The following is a 15,896-nucleotide window of genomic DNA, read 5'->3' as shown; positions in this document are numbered from 1 at the left end:
CATTAAGTTTATTTCTATTAATCAAACTATTAACTAAACCTAAATTTAAATTTCATGAAAAAACTTCTACAGAGTTTGTTCATTTTGCTACTATTTACCTCTACGGTAATGGCGCAAAACAGAACAATTACTGGTACGGTTACTTCAAAAGAAGACGGATTACCGATACCCGGAGTAAGCGTAAAAGCAAAAGGAGCCAATATTGGCGTTTCTACCGATCCAAATGGTAAATTCTCCTTATCCATACCCAGATCTGTAACTACCTTAGAGATAACATCCATCGGATACGATTCTCAAACGGTAGAGATTAATTCCAGAACTGTAATAAATATCTCTTTAGCATCTAACTCTAAGCTATTAAGCGAAGTTGTTGTAACAGGGTATGGGGTTCAAAAAAGGGGAGACGTAACGGGAAGTACCGTATCTTTAAAAGGTGCGGATATAGCCCAGCGTCCAACCCAATCATTTGAGCAATCTTTAGGAGGTAGAGCAACAGGTGTGCAGATAACTGTTCCGAGCGGGGTTCTCAACGCTCCCCCGGTATTCAGAATACGCGGTACAAACTCCATTTCTCTAAGTTCTCAACCCCTAATTGTAGTAGATGGTGTTGTAGCTCAAACAGGGGATTACAGCAGTACAAATGCAGGGGGTAATGCTTTAGCCTCTATTAACCCTAATGATATTGAAACCATTGACATAGCAAAAGATGCAGCCGCAACAGCTATATATGGAAGTAGAGCTGCAAATGGGGTTGTTTTTATTACCACTAAAAAGGGAAAAACAGGAAAACCTTCTATTTCTTACAATTATTGGTCTGGATGGTCTTCTCCAAACAGGTTACCTAAAACATTAGATGCATACCAGTATACTGATTATAAAAATATTGCTGTAGCCAATGCTTTAGCAATAAGTATAATCGCCAAAACAACTTGTACAATAATATAAATCGAATTGTACAAAATTAAATAACATTTCAAAGGTAATTAAAAATAACAAAAGCCCTAATTGAGGGGCGTTTATTTAACGCCTACCAACCACTTGTATAAAAATTCCAACTCTGCTGTGTTAAGCTTTGGGTTTTCGTCTGAAAAAAGCAAAAACTGATCGGCATTTAATAGGTGCGTATCAGAAAAATCAACGACATCTTCGTTTAATTTTTTCTCGCTCGCCATTAATTCTTTACCTTGACTATCGCTGAGAATTTTATAATTATCTTCTGTAATACCGCATTCTTCATAGATAGACTTTAATAAGCTTTGACTCTCTGTTACATTTACTGATAGTGCTGCCTTTAATTTGATCACAGGAAAGAATAATTCACTTCCTATACTCTTTATTGTACACTTGCCAATTATTGCTGATAATGTTGACAGTTCTCCTCGTGTAATTTTCATTTTATTTAAGGGTTATTAAGTTCATAATTAGTTTTTAATGCGCTGGCAATAGCTGATCTAATGGTAGTCATCATATTGCTCCAGTTGTCATACTCTGCCTGTGCTTTTGTTTTTTCGGCTCCAGCAGGCATGTTTGAGATAACGACTGCTAAATCTTTAAGCCGCTTGCTAATGGTCGGCATCGTGGCGGATGTTGTACTGCCGTTGAGCAGCTTAAGCTTTAGGTTCCCGCCAATTGTAAAGTTTCCGTCCGAGATCGCTGTTTCAGCATCGGGCATCGAAAAATTGAACGTGATGTTTTCAGCAGTCGCCACTGCTACAGTTTCCTCGCCTTGCGATTCCGCTAATATTGCTTTAAATGGTTCCATGTTAATATTTATATTTCTTCGTAATTTGCTTCCGCATAAATCTCAGTATTGGTTATGTTGCCGTTAACATCATGCTGGCCAAACACACTATAGTATAATGTTGCCGGGTAATCAAGGGAATGAGCAACGGTATTGTTTCCATTATACTGCCCAGCGGGAACAATTACCTCAAAATCGAAGTAGCCAATTGCATTATCGTTCTCGTCTTTAGCGGCAACAGTACCCTGAATTTTTAATGCTGGTGTACCAACGTTCTCAGGTCTAACAGCATTGACGTAAGCCGTTCCATCCCCGTGCACAGCTATGTAGATGTAAACTTTCTTATCAGGAGCTGGAGGGCTGCAGTAAACTCTTTGAATGAACTGACCACTTGCACAAACTATAGCGTAATCATCTATTATGCCCCAATAATAGCCGTCCTCTAAATGCTGATTAAATTCATCATCCTCATAAGCATAGATATCCAATTGCTGGCTGTCATCTGTTAATAGCGGTATTTTCTCATAATCCGCCTCCAGCATAAAAATATCAACCGCAACCTGCCCTGCAGAGTTACAGGCCGTTGATCTTTTAAGTGCCTGAAATTCGTGAAGGGCATCTAAAACTGTAAATACATGAGGTAGCTCATAATACTTGCCCTGATCGTTCACTGAATACATCCGGATTTCTGATACTGTATTAGCCGTTAAGTTGGGATAAATAACTACCTCCTGATTTAGCTCGTTTTTGGCTGGCAAAAATGTGTTGATTGGATAATCTGACCATGAGGCTGCACCCTGTTTGCGATATTCAAAACCCCATGCAGTTGTATCGGCATAAAATGTTGACTTAAGTAACATATCAATCTTCAGACGATTTGAAAACCTTGTTTTCAGCAATAAAATCTTACATAAAGCATACGGGTTTAATCCACCATCTTTGAATAAGATTATTTTCCGCTTTGTTAATGCTGTTCCCGGTCTAATGTAAGGCTCAAGCTGTGCTATGCTATTCGGATTGTGCAGCCTATAATTTGCCGAGCCCTCATCGCACCCAGCCGCAAGGAGGTATTTTTTTACGCCGCCCTCGATAACATAGAAAATCTCTATCAGATAATCGCAATAGAATAGTGCCTTAAAATCATCAGGGGTTGGGTATGCTGTGGCCAATACCGGATAGTGCAAGTCTGTAAGACTTACACCGACCATTGGAAACTCTACCCTTACTGTATCGTTCTTATAATATGCTGTGTTTGGTGCTGCCATATCTTATAACTCTCTAATCCTTAAGTAATACTCGCCAGGTACCATATCTGCTGGATCCAATTCTACTTTCGGAACTCTAAGTGCGGCTGTAGCCTCAATATGCTTAGCTGTCATCTTGTTATTGGCCAATAGAACATTAGTGCTGATAACAACCTGACTGGCATCTATTTTTAAAATACCATAACCGGGAGAAGATCTGTTGTAAACCTGGATGCCGAAAGCCCCGTTAGCGCTATCGTCGTAAATTTCCAAACCTAAAGCTCCGTTATTTGACACAACGAATTTTTGAAGCGGCTCGTAAGTCCCGATACCTACATATCCATTATTAAGAATATTGAGGCGGTAGCGACCGTTATTTATATCATATATGTAAAAACTTCCACCTCCTGAGCTGTTGGAACCTAATTCAAATTCATTAGCCCCATTGCCGCTTGGTATTCCAAAAAAACTGGAAAAAACCTTTTGTCTGAATTTATGCCCTCCAGTAGTTGTATAATATTCAATCCCTGCAGCATTCTGTTGGATATACCCTAAGCCTACGTCTGAGAAGTTGTTGAACTGAATAAAAGGCGTAACTCCTTTAACAGTAATATTAGTGCCAACGGTAATGCTATTGGTTGTTGTTGCTCCCCTGTTCGTAACTCCTTGCAGGTCATAACCTCCTGAAGCAGGTAATCCTAAAAATGCTTTTGTCTGCGCCGCATCTACAACTCCAAAACGGCTGGTTACACCATTGAACCCCATCAAATAAATAGGAGGGTTTAATAATGCTCCTTCATAACCAATGCCAGCAAATCTATCTGCGCTATATGCTGTTGTAGAAGTCAAAGCATTACCGCTGATGCTATTAGTAAGTGTTGATCCATTGTTTAGGCCCACAAAAGCTTGTACGTATGCTGAACTAAAATACTTTCCTTTATCTGTGTTGTCTAGCCCAAGTATATATGATAATGATGTGCCCGGCGTTAAAAAATCAGCAGTTATCCCGCCCCACTTTGAGGAGCTAATATTCCATACTCCAAAAGCATTGGACCCATTTGCCATAGCATAACCTGCTGTAGCATGGTTTCCCCATGAATAAGCAGCATCCCAATTCGCTTTATTGTACCCCGTTATCGGAGTAACTCCGCCAAAAAAAGCATTTATCTCTGATTTAGAGTACACATCAGGACCCGGTCCGCCTGATGCTGCCTTAAACCCGAATGTTCCATCATTTTTTTTGTACAATACCCATTCTGCATCTCCTGTAGTATCAACGTCTAAAAGATCACCGAGCCTTGCTATTACATTAACCGGGGTTATGCCTCCAACCGCCTCTCTCATCACAAGGCAATATTCGCCAATAGGCATGTCTTCTATAGGAGCAGGTACTTTGGGTATGCTTAAATAACCACCGTCTAATACTCTTAGACCTTTATCAGGTAAAATTTTAACCTTTGTGCCGTTTAGCGAAAATTGGTCTCCGGCTGAAATACTAACGCCAGCTATACTACCTGAGGTAGCTTCGATATGTCCGCTTATGGTTGCATTTGTAGCAAATAGGCGGCCTGCATGGTCAACCCTAAATGGTGCTATATTACGATCTGCGAACGCAGCACCAGCCCAAAACCTAATGCTCGTATTAAGCGCACCGTTACCGCTTATGCCAGCGTTACCCGCAACATCAAAAACGGCATTATCCAAATCCAGCACAGTTGTGCCATTGGTTGCGCTGATCTTGCCCGTTGTTACGTTATCTCCAGTTATGCGTGTATAACCTTTCGTAGATGTAAATACACGGGTGCCGTCAATAATTGAACTGATTATACCGTAAGGAAAATGGTAAAAACCAACTATATCTTCAACGCCAATTTTTACTTCAGACAAAACGATAGTTGCCGTGGCTTCAACTTGTGAGGCTTTAAAATAAACGTAATAAGGCACGTTAGCTGGTAATGCCAAAACAGCTGCATCAACAGCCCATGCACCGCCATTATCTGTATATTGAGCGTGCTGTAGCTGGCCTGCTGTTGTAACAAAATTGGCATCGTTAACAATGGCGGTAACATCAGTATCATAGGCAGCGCCCGCAACGGTTATTAATAGCATCTCAGCCCGCAGAGTATCTAACATTGTCGTCAGCTCCTGAGTAGTCCGCCAGTTGTTACGGGCTTTGGCAGGATTTAAGAGGTTATTGATACGGATGGCATTGTCAACCTTTTCTGCTCGGGCAACAATTCTATTGATGGCCCGTGGCAAAGCTGTTTCAGCAAATTCTAAGCTTATATAATTATATCGGTCGTTAATATCTTGGGTATAACCTAAAATGCGGAGTTCTCTATTAATCCCAAGCTTAGGAGCGACAATATTAGCTGTATCTCCAAGAGATAAAGCAATAGCCTGTTTTTTAAAATATAACCTGTCTGCGGTAGGCTGTACAGATACCCTTGGGATACTGTTTTTCTGAAGATAGGCCAATGCCCAGTCATATAGCTCCTGCTCTGCTGCTGATATGTAGCTGGCTGGCATTATGATATCATGCAGCACATATTGATCGCCGATAACGGCATGTAATATGGCACTCGGTACTTCTAACGCTTTTTCGTCGGCATTTACTTTTAAGGTAAACTCTTTAGTTGCATGGTTATAATTGGTAAGTTCCAATTCATAACCAGCAAGCTGGCCTGTCTGGAATGTTATCTTCGCTGAAACACCCGGCATGAGCTGTTGGTTAACATCAAAGTCGATATCGGCATCTTTAAATTTAAGATGTCCATTAATCGCTGATACCGTGCCCAGGCGTTTAGGGAATATATCATTATTCTCAAGCCACTCTTCGTTATAGCCATATAACTCTGTATTTGCAGTAAGTCTAACACCTGCTGATGCAGGCATTTTTAGACGTGAAGAATAGTTACGATAATTATTAGGGATGTTCTGGGTACCACCTCTTGCATAAACAACGGTAGTGATGGCCGCATCATTCTCATTAGACCGGGCTATGTTATAGAACCCGTTACCTTTACCGTACGAGAATGTCAATCCGCTTGGTGACCCTTTTTTGGTTAGATGTAATACCTGGTTCTCTTCCCAATATTCAAGCTCAAAAGCCTCTGCAACCTGTGCCAGTGCCGTAAGGCATTTGGTATTGGCCGAGAAAGTCAGGTTTTTAGCTTTGGTATTATCTACGGTTCCTGCTTCCCATCCACTTTGGTCTCGGTTAGCATTCTTGATAATCAGATCCAGAAATACGTTAGCCGTGGCCATTAAAGAGAACGATCCCTCTGTCAGCTCATTGTTCTCATCATACTGACAGAAGATAACCTTTGAAAGATCATAATACCGAGCCTCAAAAGTGGCCGTATAATCATATTTAAAGCTGCTCTGTTGGATTAACAAAGGTATTTTGTTAAGGTAAAATCTCTGGCCGTGAACAATTACACTATCGCCTATGGCAAAATCAAATTGATCTGTAAGCGTAAAACTCATCTGCACTACAGAGGCATCCATATACCTCTTTGTGAGCGTTCCGGATGCTTTGATATTCAATATGTCTGTGTTGCCACGTTTTATGATATGCATTATGTGTAAGGTATTGTCAGTTGGGGAAAATCATCAATTAAAGTAAGCGTAAAGGCTACGAACTCCGGTTGCCAATCTACATTGGTCATATCGCTATATAGGAGTTTGTACTGCCTGTTCAGTTTTTGGCATTTAAGCATAAAATAACCATTCATTAAAAAGTCTTTAAATGCCTGAAACTTGGTTAATAGATCGGTCTCATTTGAACCTATCAACAATACTTGTAGATTAAGAACCCTGCTTTCATAGTACAGATTGGTATCGTCCCGCTCTGTACCATCCTCATCCATCCAGTCCTGTGTTAAGCCCGGCTTGAGCTTCGCCATTTTCAACAGCTCTCTATAGATGCCATCAACGAAGAAAATACCCATTGCCGAGGCATTGGTATCATTAAGTAAAATATTATCTGTCATGGTAACCTCCCCGTGCTCCTTAGGCTGTTGTAAACACTTTGAATGGTATCGTTAAGCTTTTTGATGTCCTGTTTTATCTCCCCGGTATTTTCGGCTGTATTCCTGGTGTTTACCTCAATCTCCTTTTGAGTAAGCTGCATGGCTTTTAATTCTACCAACTGTTGCAACATGTTCTGATTACTTACCTTTAAAAGCTCGTTACCTTCTAACTGCGCTAATCTAAAACCGCCTGTCTGCCCTGCCAATAGGTCTATGCTTTCCTGACTTGCCGATCTATATGCGCCTGATAATGAATTTGTGGTGCTACTTTGATCTTGAAGTGATATCCCTGTGATTTTCTCCATAGCTGCCGCATCTGCTTTGCCCTTGGCTACGATTGCATCGTATTGGGCGCGTAATTCAGCTATTTTTGCATCATCTAATCCGTTCTTATTCGCATTAGCAAAGTCATCATAGAATTTTTGTATTTGTGCGGTAAGTTCTGATGACTTGAGAGAATTTAACATTGCCTTGCGCATAATCTCCTCGAAGCTCTTAGCACCATTATTTGCACCGTCAACAATCGCATCAAATATACCATCTGCCAACTCTTCAAAGCCCGTCCCTGTTAAGCCCTCCTTAATGGCGTTGGTAGCCTCTCTTTCTTTTTCGGCCAGATCCAGAATGGTCCTTGCCAGTGCTGCAGCCTTTTCATCGAGCTTGCCCTCATCCAATAACTTCTGAAGAGCGGTTAAATCGTTTACGGCTATGCGATATTGTCCCAGCTGACCGCTATCCCAAAGCTTATTAAAGATTATCCTATCTTGACCGCTCCAACCTTTACCAAGTGTTTCGTTCCATTTCTTTAAAAGGTCATCAATCTGTTTATCTCCTGTAAGTGCGAATAATTGAGATAAATCCTCTTTTGCCTTATTGGTTGCAGTTCCAATGTTACCAATAGCTTCTGTATATTTAGTAATGCGCTCGATGCCGTAAACTTCTTTTATCAATGCTAATTGGCGGTCTAAAGCCTTTGTCAAGGCTTCTGTCTGTTTGATCTGCAGGTCACTGGCATAGCGGGCCTGCTCTAAAGCAGCTTGAGAACCACGGTTGAATAAACTGGAAATGGTATCTCCTAAACTTATGAAAGATCCGAATAGTCCAAAACCTGCGCCAATTTTATCCATTGTTGACCATTCTCCCCAGTTTTTTTGTATAGTATTAACTTGCTCCTTAATATTACCAAGTCCACTAAGCACATCGCCCGTAGCAGCAACCCATTTACCCCACTCAACATCGCCAACCAACCCAGCGATGTTCTTAAGCTCGCCCCCTAACTTCTGTAGGCGTTGCGGTAAGCGGTCATCTAAAGATTTCTGGCTTTCTTTTAGTTTATCTGAAATTTGCTTTGCCAGTTCAACAGATATAGTACCATTTTCAACCAGCTTTTTAAGCATTGATCTTGCATCAGCAATTACTTTTGCAGCAGCTTTATCGCTCAGATCTTCTATTCCTAAAAACAGCTTTTTATAGGCATCAAGTTTTTGCGTATTCTCATCATCAAGCCTGCCGAGGGCTTCTTTGTGGATCTGGTCTAAAACGGTTACCTCGCTTGTTTTGCCTTTTTCTACAAGGAGTGTACGGTTCTTTTGGTAATTTTCGACCAAGATCGTACGTTTCTGCTCATAGCTCAGCAGGTCCTTCAGCAGGTTGTCGTAACGCTGCCGCTCTGATTTCTCAGCAGCATCAATATCTGTCTTTAATGCTTTTAATCGATCTGACGTGGTTCCCCGACCACCGGACTTAACATTCTGTGCCGAAGCAATTGCATAAGCAGTCTGCAAGGTCGTTAAATAGGAGCTGTTGACATTGATTTCGTTTTTAAACCGTTCTTTTGCCTTTGCCTCCCCAAAAGTTAATTTATACTCCTCAAAGTCTTGGTAAAGTTGTTTTTGTTTTTCAAGCGCCACTTTTAATGCCTCTGTCTCCTGTCTATACCTAAGGTCAGTTATTGCCTTGTTCATTGTAGCGGTAAGGCCAGTGCCATCAACCTTTAGCATATTTTTACGCTTTTTATTGAAAGCGTCTACTTCTTCTGACAGTTTAATAAATTCATTGCGGACCTCTTGGACTTCGGTATCATTTTTTGACATAGATCTGGCTTCATATTTGGCGTTGACCTCATCGATCTTTTGTTTCATCAGCCTGTATGATTCCAAACTTTTTGCATAGGCCGCTTCCTGCTTTTTTTCTGCCTTACCCGTAATCTTTGCTATTTTTTCATCAATCTCATCAGCTTCACGGTAAAGTCTTTTTACATATTCGGCGTCATACGCAGTACGGATGACCAGGTCTTTTGCACGGGCACGTTTTTCTTCGGCAGCAAGCCTTAACTCTTCCACAGATAATATACCTTTAGATATCCTATGCTGTTCATTGAGCTGCTGGTGCTGCTTTTGCATCGATTGATAGATGTTGTTCTGGGCCTGTTCCTGCTCCTTTATATCTTTTAACCGCCGTTCAAATGATGTTTTCATCATTGCTTCGTCGGCGGCAGGGCCAATGGTAGCTATTTTCTTCTCGAGGTCCAGTCTCTGTGCGGCCAGATCCCTTACTTTTTTTGATTGCTTTTCAATAATGTCGAGACGGGTTTCATACCTATAATGTCCCATGTCCAAGGTACCTGCCTTGGTCATATTGCCTATCCGTTCCATGTCCAAGCGCCCGGTATTGAATGTATTGGCAACGGTAGTCTTCAGGTTGTCCCAAAAAGCAGCTAACCGCGAGGTTTTTTCTGATAAGGTGTCTACCTCAACCCCTCCTTTTGCCATTTCTTCTTTGATAACATTACCTACAGCTTTTGAGAAGTCCCCTGTTTTTTTGATCTGTTCAGATACAGCTGCTGCTGAGATACCGAGGTTATCCAAGATCATGGTAGATTTACGGCCTAACCCATCAACAAAGCTGTTGACCATATAATCAACATCCCCGCCCATATCCTTGGCCTGCTGGCGTGCAAAAGCAAGTCCCATGGCCAAGGTATCCATGGGGATCTTAAATTTATCCGCCCGAACCGCTACAGCTACTAAATCAAGATCACTAACAGTGCCTTTTGTAGCAGCTCTTAACTTTTCAAGATCCTTTCCATTGCCTATTTTGGCAAAAGCAAGTTCTATACCCTCTGCTTTTTGGGCAACATTGAACAGTTCCTTTCCAAATTCAACCACCTGTTGTATGCTGAAAGTTACACCGAGAGCGCTTAATACACCGGACAATATCTCTTTGAACCTTTCTGCCTTACTTATTGGAATAGCGTTTCCAATCTCATCAAAACCCTTTTTGCCTACATTCTTAAGCTGATTTATCTTTTGCTCGGTCTCCTCTAACTTTCTGTTATACTTAGCAATCAGTTCGGGGTTTATAGCTGATGCAACTGCTTTCCTGTAAAGCTCCGCCGCATAGGCCAGACGGTTTATAAGGCCAAGTGGTTTATCAAATTTAGGTATGGCATTGCCCATTTCGTCAAAGCCTTTTTTACCAGCTTTGGTCAAACGGTTGATCTCTTGTTCATAAGCTATGATCTTTTCTGCAGCCTGTTTATAAAAAGCTTCTTTTTCGGCCTGTCTTTTCTTGAACATGGCCTGTTCATCTTTTGAAAGAGAGGACTCGCGTTTGCTCATGTCAAAAGACTTTTGCATGTTCTGCTGTACCCTGTTCTGTACATCAGTTGCAGTATCTCCAACACCACTGATGATCCGCTTACTTTCTGCGCTTTCCTGACGCAAGCGGTCATTATCTATCGGAAATTCAATACCTAATCTAAGATTGTCCATTAGCTCTCTGTATTAATGATCTCAGGTCGTCTTTTGTCCCTTTTTTAATGATGGATGTTCTTTTTCTCATACTTGGCTTATCTGCCAGCATCAGTAATATTGTACACCATGGAACACGCCATAATATGTAATGCAACGTCCATCCAGTTTCATTGATGATCTGGTGCAATATTCCAAAGGGGCTATTCAGGCCAGAGGCCACTAACTCCCCTTCGTGCTTTTTTGGCCCAGATTGGGAGCTGTCAGTTTCATGCTCCGTACTAATCTGGTAGTAGTCATAAAATCCTGTAGGCCCCCATAGCTGATGATGGCCTGCATCAATGTCATTATCTCAACCTCTGTTAAATGCCACTTTAGATACCAGCTCAAAGGGCGGGTAAAGAGGTAGCCCGCAATCCATCCGTTCAATACGGACACTGATACGGCATTGGTCAATGGCCCGCCATGATCGGCCATTACGGCCAAGGCTTCCTCGGCAGTAATATCTTGCAGCTTTTCTAAATTCAGACCAGTACTCAGGTAATATCGTGCGGCTCTTTCAAGAGTACCCCTATAGGGTTGGTATAACGTGATGGTTATGGTCTTGATGAAAAACAACCTCAATAAAAAAGGGGCTCGGGCTCTCACCTTTATGCCCCTTTTCAGTAAGGTATTAGCTGCGCGTAGTTCTGTGTGCAGCTGCTCCATTATTCTGCATCTTTCCAGTCAATCGGCAGTACATCTTCAAAACCAGGATCGAGAACTGTCCCTGTTACCAACATCAGGTTAATATCGGCATCACTTGCTTTTACGTCGGGTTTTGCGTAGGTCTGCACTTTAGCAATGGTAATTACGCCGCCCTCTTCCAAGGTAAACCTGAGCGCCTTGATCTTTGATCTTTTTAAGCGTGGGGAATGCCATGTATCAACAGTTGCGACTGTTGTCTTAGTACCACCTATCCACTCGATCTTGCTATCAGCCGAGAGGTCCATTAACGAAAAATTGATCTTTGTCGGGGCGGTGGTTTCTCTTACTATTTTAGGAGATGCGACACCTTGCTGGTAATGCTCGTTCTGTGTAGGATCATCTTCACCCATTGTAAAGGTGTCCTTGTACAGTTCAATTTCTTTCCAGCCACTAACTGAGCCGTCTACAGCACTAAATATCCCGACCTCGGCTTTGGTTACTCCGTATGAATACATTATATAAAAATTAAGTTTAAAACTCTGTTAATTACTCTTTTTCGGTATCAGGTATCTGTATGGTTTCACCAACTTTAACGCCCTCTGCTACCAGCTCAGGGTTCTGGTCAAGCATTTCCTGAGTTACGGTAACATCGATCATCTTGGGCGCGCTCTTTTTTAATTCCTCGACCTTGGCCAATAGTTTAGCATCGCTGATGTTGGTAGGGGCCGAACCTCCCAAGTTCTTCAGTTCCTCGAACAAAGCTTGGCGGTCAGTTTTCTTATCTCCGCCATTCTCGATCTTGGCGTCTTTTAGTATATCCCTTCTTTTGATGCAGTCGACCGTTTTATCATCAAGTGTAGAAGCGTGGTTCTTAGCATCGCTCGGAAGGTAGAAAGCTTGGTCATCTGATGTTACATAGAACTCCTGTGCATTGGGGTGCTGCTTAAAGATGATCTGCATCTTTTGCGTGCGGCTTAATTCTTCTGCCATTTTATCAAGTTTTTAAGTTTTACAAATAATCGGGTAGGATCAAAGAACAGGCTGACCGCTACTGCGGCCAAGCCTGCTAACCAAACCCACCACGGTATGAATGTTTTTGTGACGGTTTTGACCACCGTCTGGGTAATTATGTGCGTTTCTTTGATTATAGCCCTTACGAGCAATGTCTTGGTAATTGTTCTGATCTGTACTTTTGTTTTGATCTGGCTGCTGGTGCTGGCATTCTTTTGTGATGAGGTATTGATCTGGCTTGCGCTGCCCTCTATACTTCCATCAGCGTTTACCTTTCCATTAAAATTGTAGATGGTTGCACCGTTTAACTCAGATCTGTTACTTGTATGCCTTGCTTCGGTCTCCCTAACGGTTTCAGCCATATGATCTGTTGTTGCTGTTGACATTTCGCTCGTAATAGAGCTAGATTTGTTCAACTGCCTGTTTTGGCTGACCTTACAAGCCGTTAAGCTTACGCACAAGGCAATAAGTAACGATATGGTTCTTAGCCATGTCTTGACATCAAAACACGGACATTCTTTTTTTACGTTTGGAAAATCCCTGTGACCTTTAATTTCTGCAGCCGGAAACTTTGCCTTAAGCTCTTTTAAAAGCCTTATCTGGGCTACGATCTGCTGAGGTGTCCGGTTATCGACAGCCTTGCCTTTTTCATCGATGCCACCAATGTAACTAATATGGATACTGTTTGCATTATAGCCCGCAACTCCATTGCTGACCTGCTCGATCGGAAAAGTATTGACAATTTCGCCGTCGGCCTTGATCATATAATGATAACCCGGATTTTTCCAGCCAAGTACTGTACGCCAGTAGTTCATTATACTATCAATGCTTGTGTTGTGCGGTGTCGCCGTACAATGCAGTACGATGTATTTTATTAGTCTCATTTTAACAGTTCGTTAATCTTTGTCTGTATTTTTGCAATCCAGTGTGTTTTATCTTTTCCGCTTATTACCGCTACGTTTTCTAAAATCGACACAATGTTCTCCAAGATGATCTGTGCCAATAGAAATAAATGGAGCCAGTCGAAAACCGTGGCCGCCGCTGTCCTTCCGTGATCCCTAAAGCTAACGGACATTACATAGGGTACCGCAATCAGTATCAGATAATAGGCTACCTTAAAAGTGAAACGGCTAAGCTTCATGCTGCTGAAGGTTTCCTTGCGGATATTGGCAGCGATCAGGCCGCTGGTCAGTTCTGCTATAAATACCAGTACCAATCCTCCAAAGGCATAGACGTCCAGACCGAAAACCCTGTCTATAAAAGGGAAGAACAGACTTATTGCCGTACTTGCTATGGTAAGTTTGTACTTTGAACTCGGTGCGAGACTGCTCAAGAACTGTCCCGCACTTTCATAATCAAAAGTCTGCAATAGCCTTTCAAAGAACGTTTTCATGCAATCTCTAAGCGGTTAGATCTGAAATTATGGCACCGATGTATTTTGCCCTTTTTGGCATAGCAACGAAGTAGTGACGGTACCCAAGCTCATTGCTCTGGTTACGCGGATTTTGTGCGGCAGCAACAAAGTACTGCTTTGTCTTACCTGTTTTCTTGGCAATGTTGGGCACATAGAACGCTACAGATGCTCTGGTATCTGTTGTATTGTTAGGTGCTGTACCATAAGCTTTCTTAGCCAAAGTGCTAACCGTATAAAAAGGGTTGTTCACATATTGGTAAAGTTCAAAGCCTGCTACCATAGGCGATAGGTTACCAGTGCGGTAGTTTGAAAAGTTATCGCCAAAACGTTCACGGTCCAGCAACAGGTCATTCCAGTGATCGGTACATAATACTAACCTGCGGCCCTCTGCATCAATTTCTAAAGCATCAAACTTATCTTTTAACGCTACAAGGTCATTGTACGTGAAGCGCTTGCGTGTGCCTATAGCTGCCCCGGTTGTTTTAAGGACAGGGGTATTTACGCTGTTACCAGCAGGGGCTATGGCATGGATGGCCTTACCATATTTCTTTTTGGTAATTGCAGTGGTAGTGGTACGGGTTGCCGCATCAATTTTATTGTAAGATGCCCCCATTACCTGATCATCAGCAAGGGTTACCACTTTAGGCTGGTACTTATCCAATGTGATCTGTACCGTACCGTCTGAGTATTCAACAGCATCTAAAGGATAAGTGGTATTGTTGATCAATACCTCCGGTTCAAAATCTGTAGTTGGGATGTAAATGATGTTCTTTTCTGTTTCGGTACCGGCACCTAAAACTGTAACATCCATATCCAGTTCTTCAACTCCTTCTAACCACGGAGCCTTGTCGGCTTGCGTTAGGTTGTATTCTACTCGCTTTTCCCAGAATTCAGGGAAGTTAGTTAACGACATTTTAATAAAGATTAAGGTTAATACTTGTTTGATTTATTCTCCGTGGTGTTTAAGGACTATGCAAACAATGCCGTGTAGCCCGTAGGGTTGTTGTTCTTGAAAGCGAGCTTGGCTTCATTAGTGAGCTTTTCAAACTCGTCAAGAGTTTTTGGGTCTGTAGGGTTTGCTCCTCCTGCCTGGTTATTGACCTGAGAACCCAACTGAACCTTGCCCGGTAGGTTGTCAATAATAGCCTTGGCGGCATCATGGCCTAAAGCGATAAAACTTTCCTTAGCTGTTGCTAAAATTTTACCATCTGTAACCGCTTGATCTACCAATGCTGTAAGTGCAGCAGCCTTGCTGTCATTGATCTCTTTTTGCAGAGCCTCCCTTTGGTTCTTCTCTAAATTGTGCGCAGTCTTTTCGGCTGTAAGAGCTGCGCCAAGTTTTATGATCGCATCATTTACCTCTGATTCGGTTTCTCCGGCAGCAAGGCCAGCGCCAACCAGAACAGCTATAGCCGGAGCTGTCAGTTTGAATTTTTCCATTACTTCTGTTTTTTGATTTTTATCTTCTGTTTCCGATTTGTTGTGGATAGATGGAGCAGACAGCATTATGCCCTTGATCTCTTTCTCATTAAGCTCTTTGCCGTCCGCAAAAAGTTTTACGCTCTTTTTGTTGCTCGGGATATCTACTACCGATGCTTCAAATGCTTCACTGTTATGAAGCTCAAGAACTTTGTCTGGGGCTTCAAAGAAAGTTGTGTTATTGGTAAAATTGAGATAGATTGATGCTCCCTTTAAAAAGCCTCTTTTTACTTTTCCTGCAATTTTTGCACTATCCGGATCCGCTTCGTCAAATACAGGATCGGCTAACAGTAAGCTGCCTTCTATCCTGATGTTTTCCCATCTGCCATGCACTTCTCCTCGTTTGTGCATATAAAGCAATACTGCATTTTCTTTGAACCTGTCTAAGTCTATAAGGGCATTAGGTACCCTAAATCCATAGCTGTTTACCTGTGTTTCATCATTCAGTACAAAACTCTTTTTAGACATGCTTTCCTTCTTTGTTTGTCCAAAGTTGTATCGAAAAAGAACGCATCCGAATTAGCTGGGCAAGGC

14 protein-coding genes are annotated in these 15,896 nt (G+C 42.0%); 1 reads left to right on the top strand and 13 read right to left on the bottom strand.

Annotated features, from left to right (window positions below; all coding sequences use genetic code 11):
• Positions 1-54: 54 nt before the first annotated feature.
• On the top strand, positions 55-945 hold the full coding sequence (locus tag ACLHG9_RS13065; RefSeq protein WP_410221944.1) for a carboxypeptidase-like regulatory domain-containing protein: 891 nt from the start codon (positions 55-57) through the stop codon (positions 943-945).
• Between the two features lie 71 nt (positions 946-1,016).
• Here ACLHG9_RS13065 and ACLHG9_RS13060 read toward each other — a convergent pair whose 3' ends face one another.
• The 13 genes from ACLHG9_RS13060 to ACLHG9_RS13000 form a co-directional block, all read right to left on the bottom strand.
• A complete protein-coding gene (locus tag ACLHG9_RS13060; protein WP_410221943.1) occupies positions 1,017-1,394 on the bottom strand; it encodes a hypothetical protein in 378 nt (125 codons plus the stop codon).
• 5 nt (positions 1,395-1,399) lie between these two features.
• Complete coding sequence (locus ACLHG9_RS13055; protein WP_410221942.1) at positions 1,400-1,762, bottom strand: hypothetical protein; 363 nt, start codon at positions 1,760-1,762, stop codon at positions 1,400-1,402.
• An 8-nt stretch (positions 1,763-1,770) separates the two neighbouring features.
• Entirely contained in the window at positions 1,771-3,006 is a 1,236-nt protein-coding gene (locus ACLHG9_RS13050) for a hypothetical protein (RefSeq protein WP_410221941.1), read from the bottom strand.
• Positions 3,007-3,009: 3 nt separating this feature from the next.
• A complete protein-coding gene (locus tag ACLHG9_RS13045) occupies positions 3,010-6,567 on the bottom strand; it encodes a hypothetical protein (protein WP_410221940.1) in 3,558 nt (1,185 codons plus the stop codon).
• Positions 6,567-6,980: a hypothetical protein gene (locus ACLHG9_RS13040; RefSeq protein WP_410221939.1), complete on the bottom strand. Its 414-nt coding sequence runs from the start codon at positions 6,978-6,980 to the stop codon at positions 6,567-6,569. The genes ACLHG9_RS13045 and ACLHG9_RS13040 overlap by 1 nt, the downstream gene beginning before the upstream one ends.
• Positions 6,977-10,792, bottom strand: coding sequence for a hypothetical protein (locus ACLHG9_RS13035; protein ID WP_410221938.1), 3,816 nt, complete (start codon positions 10,790-10,792; stop codon positions 6,977-6,979). The genes ACLHG9_RS13040 and ACLHG9_RS13035 overlap by 4 nt, the downstream gene beginning before the upstream one ends.
• A gap of 201 nt (positions 10,793-10,993) precedes the next feature.
• A complete protein-coding gene (locus tag ACLHG9_RS13030; RefSeq protein WP_410221937.1) occupies positions 10,994-11,479 on the bottom strand; it encodes a hypothetical protein in 486 nt (161 codons plus the stop codon).
• Positions 11,479-11,973, bottom strand: a complete 495-nt coding sequence (locus ACLHG9_RS13025) for a hypothetical protein (RefSeq protein ID WP_410221936.1) — start codon at positions 11,971-11,973, stop codon at positions 11,479-11,481. The genes ACLHG9_RS13030 and ACLHG9_RS13025 overlap by 1 nt, the downstream gene beginning before the upstream one ends.
• Before the next feature lie 31 nt (positions 11,974-12,004).
• The gene (locus ACLHG9_RS13020; RefSeq protein WP_410221935.1) at positions 12,005-12,448 is read right to left on the bottom strand and encodes a hypothetical protein; all 444 of its coding nucleotides are present in this window, start codon (positions 12,446-12,448) and stop codon (positions 12,005-12,007) included.
• Entirely contained in the window at positions 12,433-13,353 is a 921-nt protein-coding gene (locus ACLHG9_RS13015; RefSeq protein WP_410221934.1) for an N-acetylmuramoyl-L-alanine amidase, read from the bottom strand. Before ACLHG9_RS13015 ends, ACLHG9_RS13020 begins: the two co-directional genes overlap by 16 nt.
• Entirely contained in the window at positions 13,350-13,862 is a 513-nt protein-coding gene (locus ACLHG9_RS13010; RefSeq protein ID WP_410221933.1) for a phage holin family protein, read from the bottom strand. The genes ACLHG9_RS13015 and ACLHG9_RS13010 overlap by 4 nt, the downstream gene beginning before the upstream one ends.
• 7 nt (positions 13,863-13,869) lie before the next feature.
• Positions 13,870-14,796, bottom strand: a complete 927-nt coding sequence (locus ACLHG9_RS13005) for a hypothetical protein (protein ID WP_410221932.1) — start codon at positions 14,794-14,796, stop codon at positions 13,870-13,872.
• A gap of 56 nt (positions 14,797-14,852) precedes the next feature.
• Entirely contained in the window at positions 14,853-15,830 is a 978-nt protein-coding gene (locus tag ACLHG9_RS13000; RefSeq protein ID WP_410221931.1) for a peptidase, read from the bottom strand.
• Positions 15,831-15,896 lie beyond the last annotated feature (66 nt).

Origin of the sequence: Pedobacter sp. (genome assembly GCF_046462515.1) — a bacterium.
In the GTDB taxonomy this organism is placed as follows: domain Bacteria; phylum Bacteroidota; class Bacteroidia; order Sphingobacteriales; family Sphingobacteriaceae; genus Pedobacter.
Note: the sequence above shows the minus strand (reverse complement) of the source record. Positions and strands in the feature narration are given on the sequence as shown.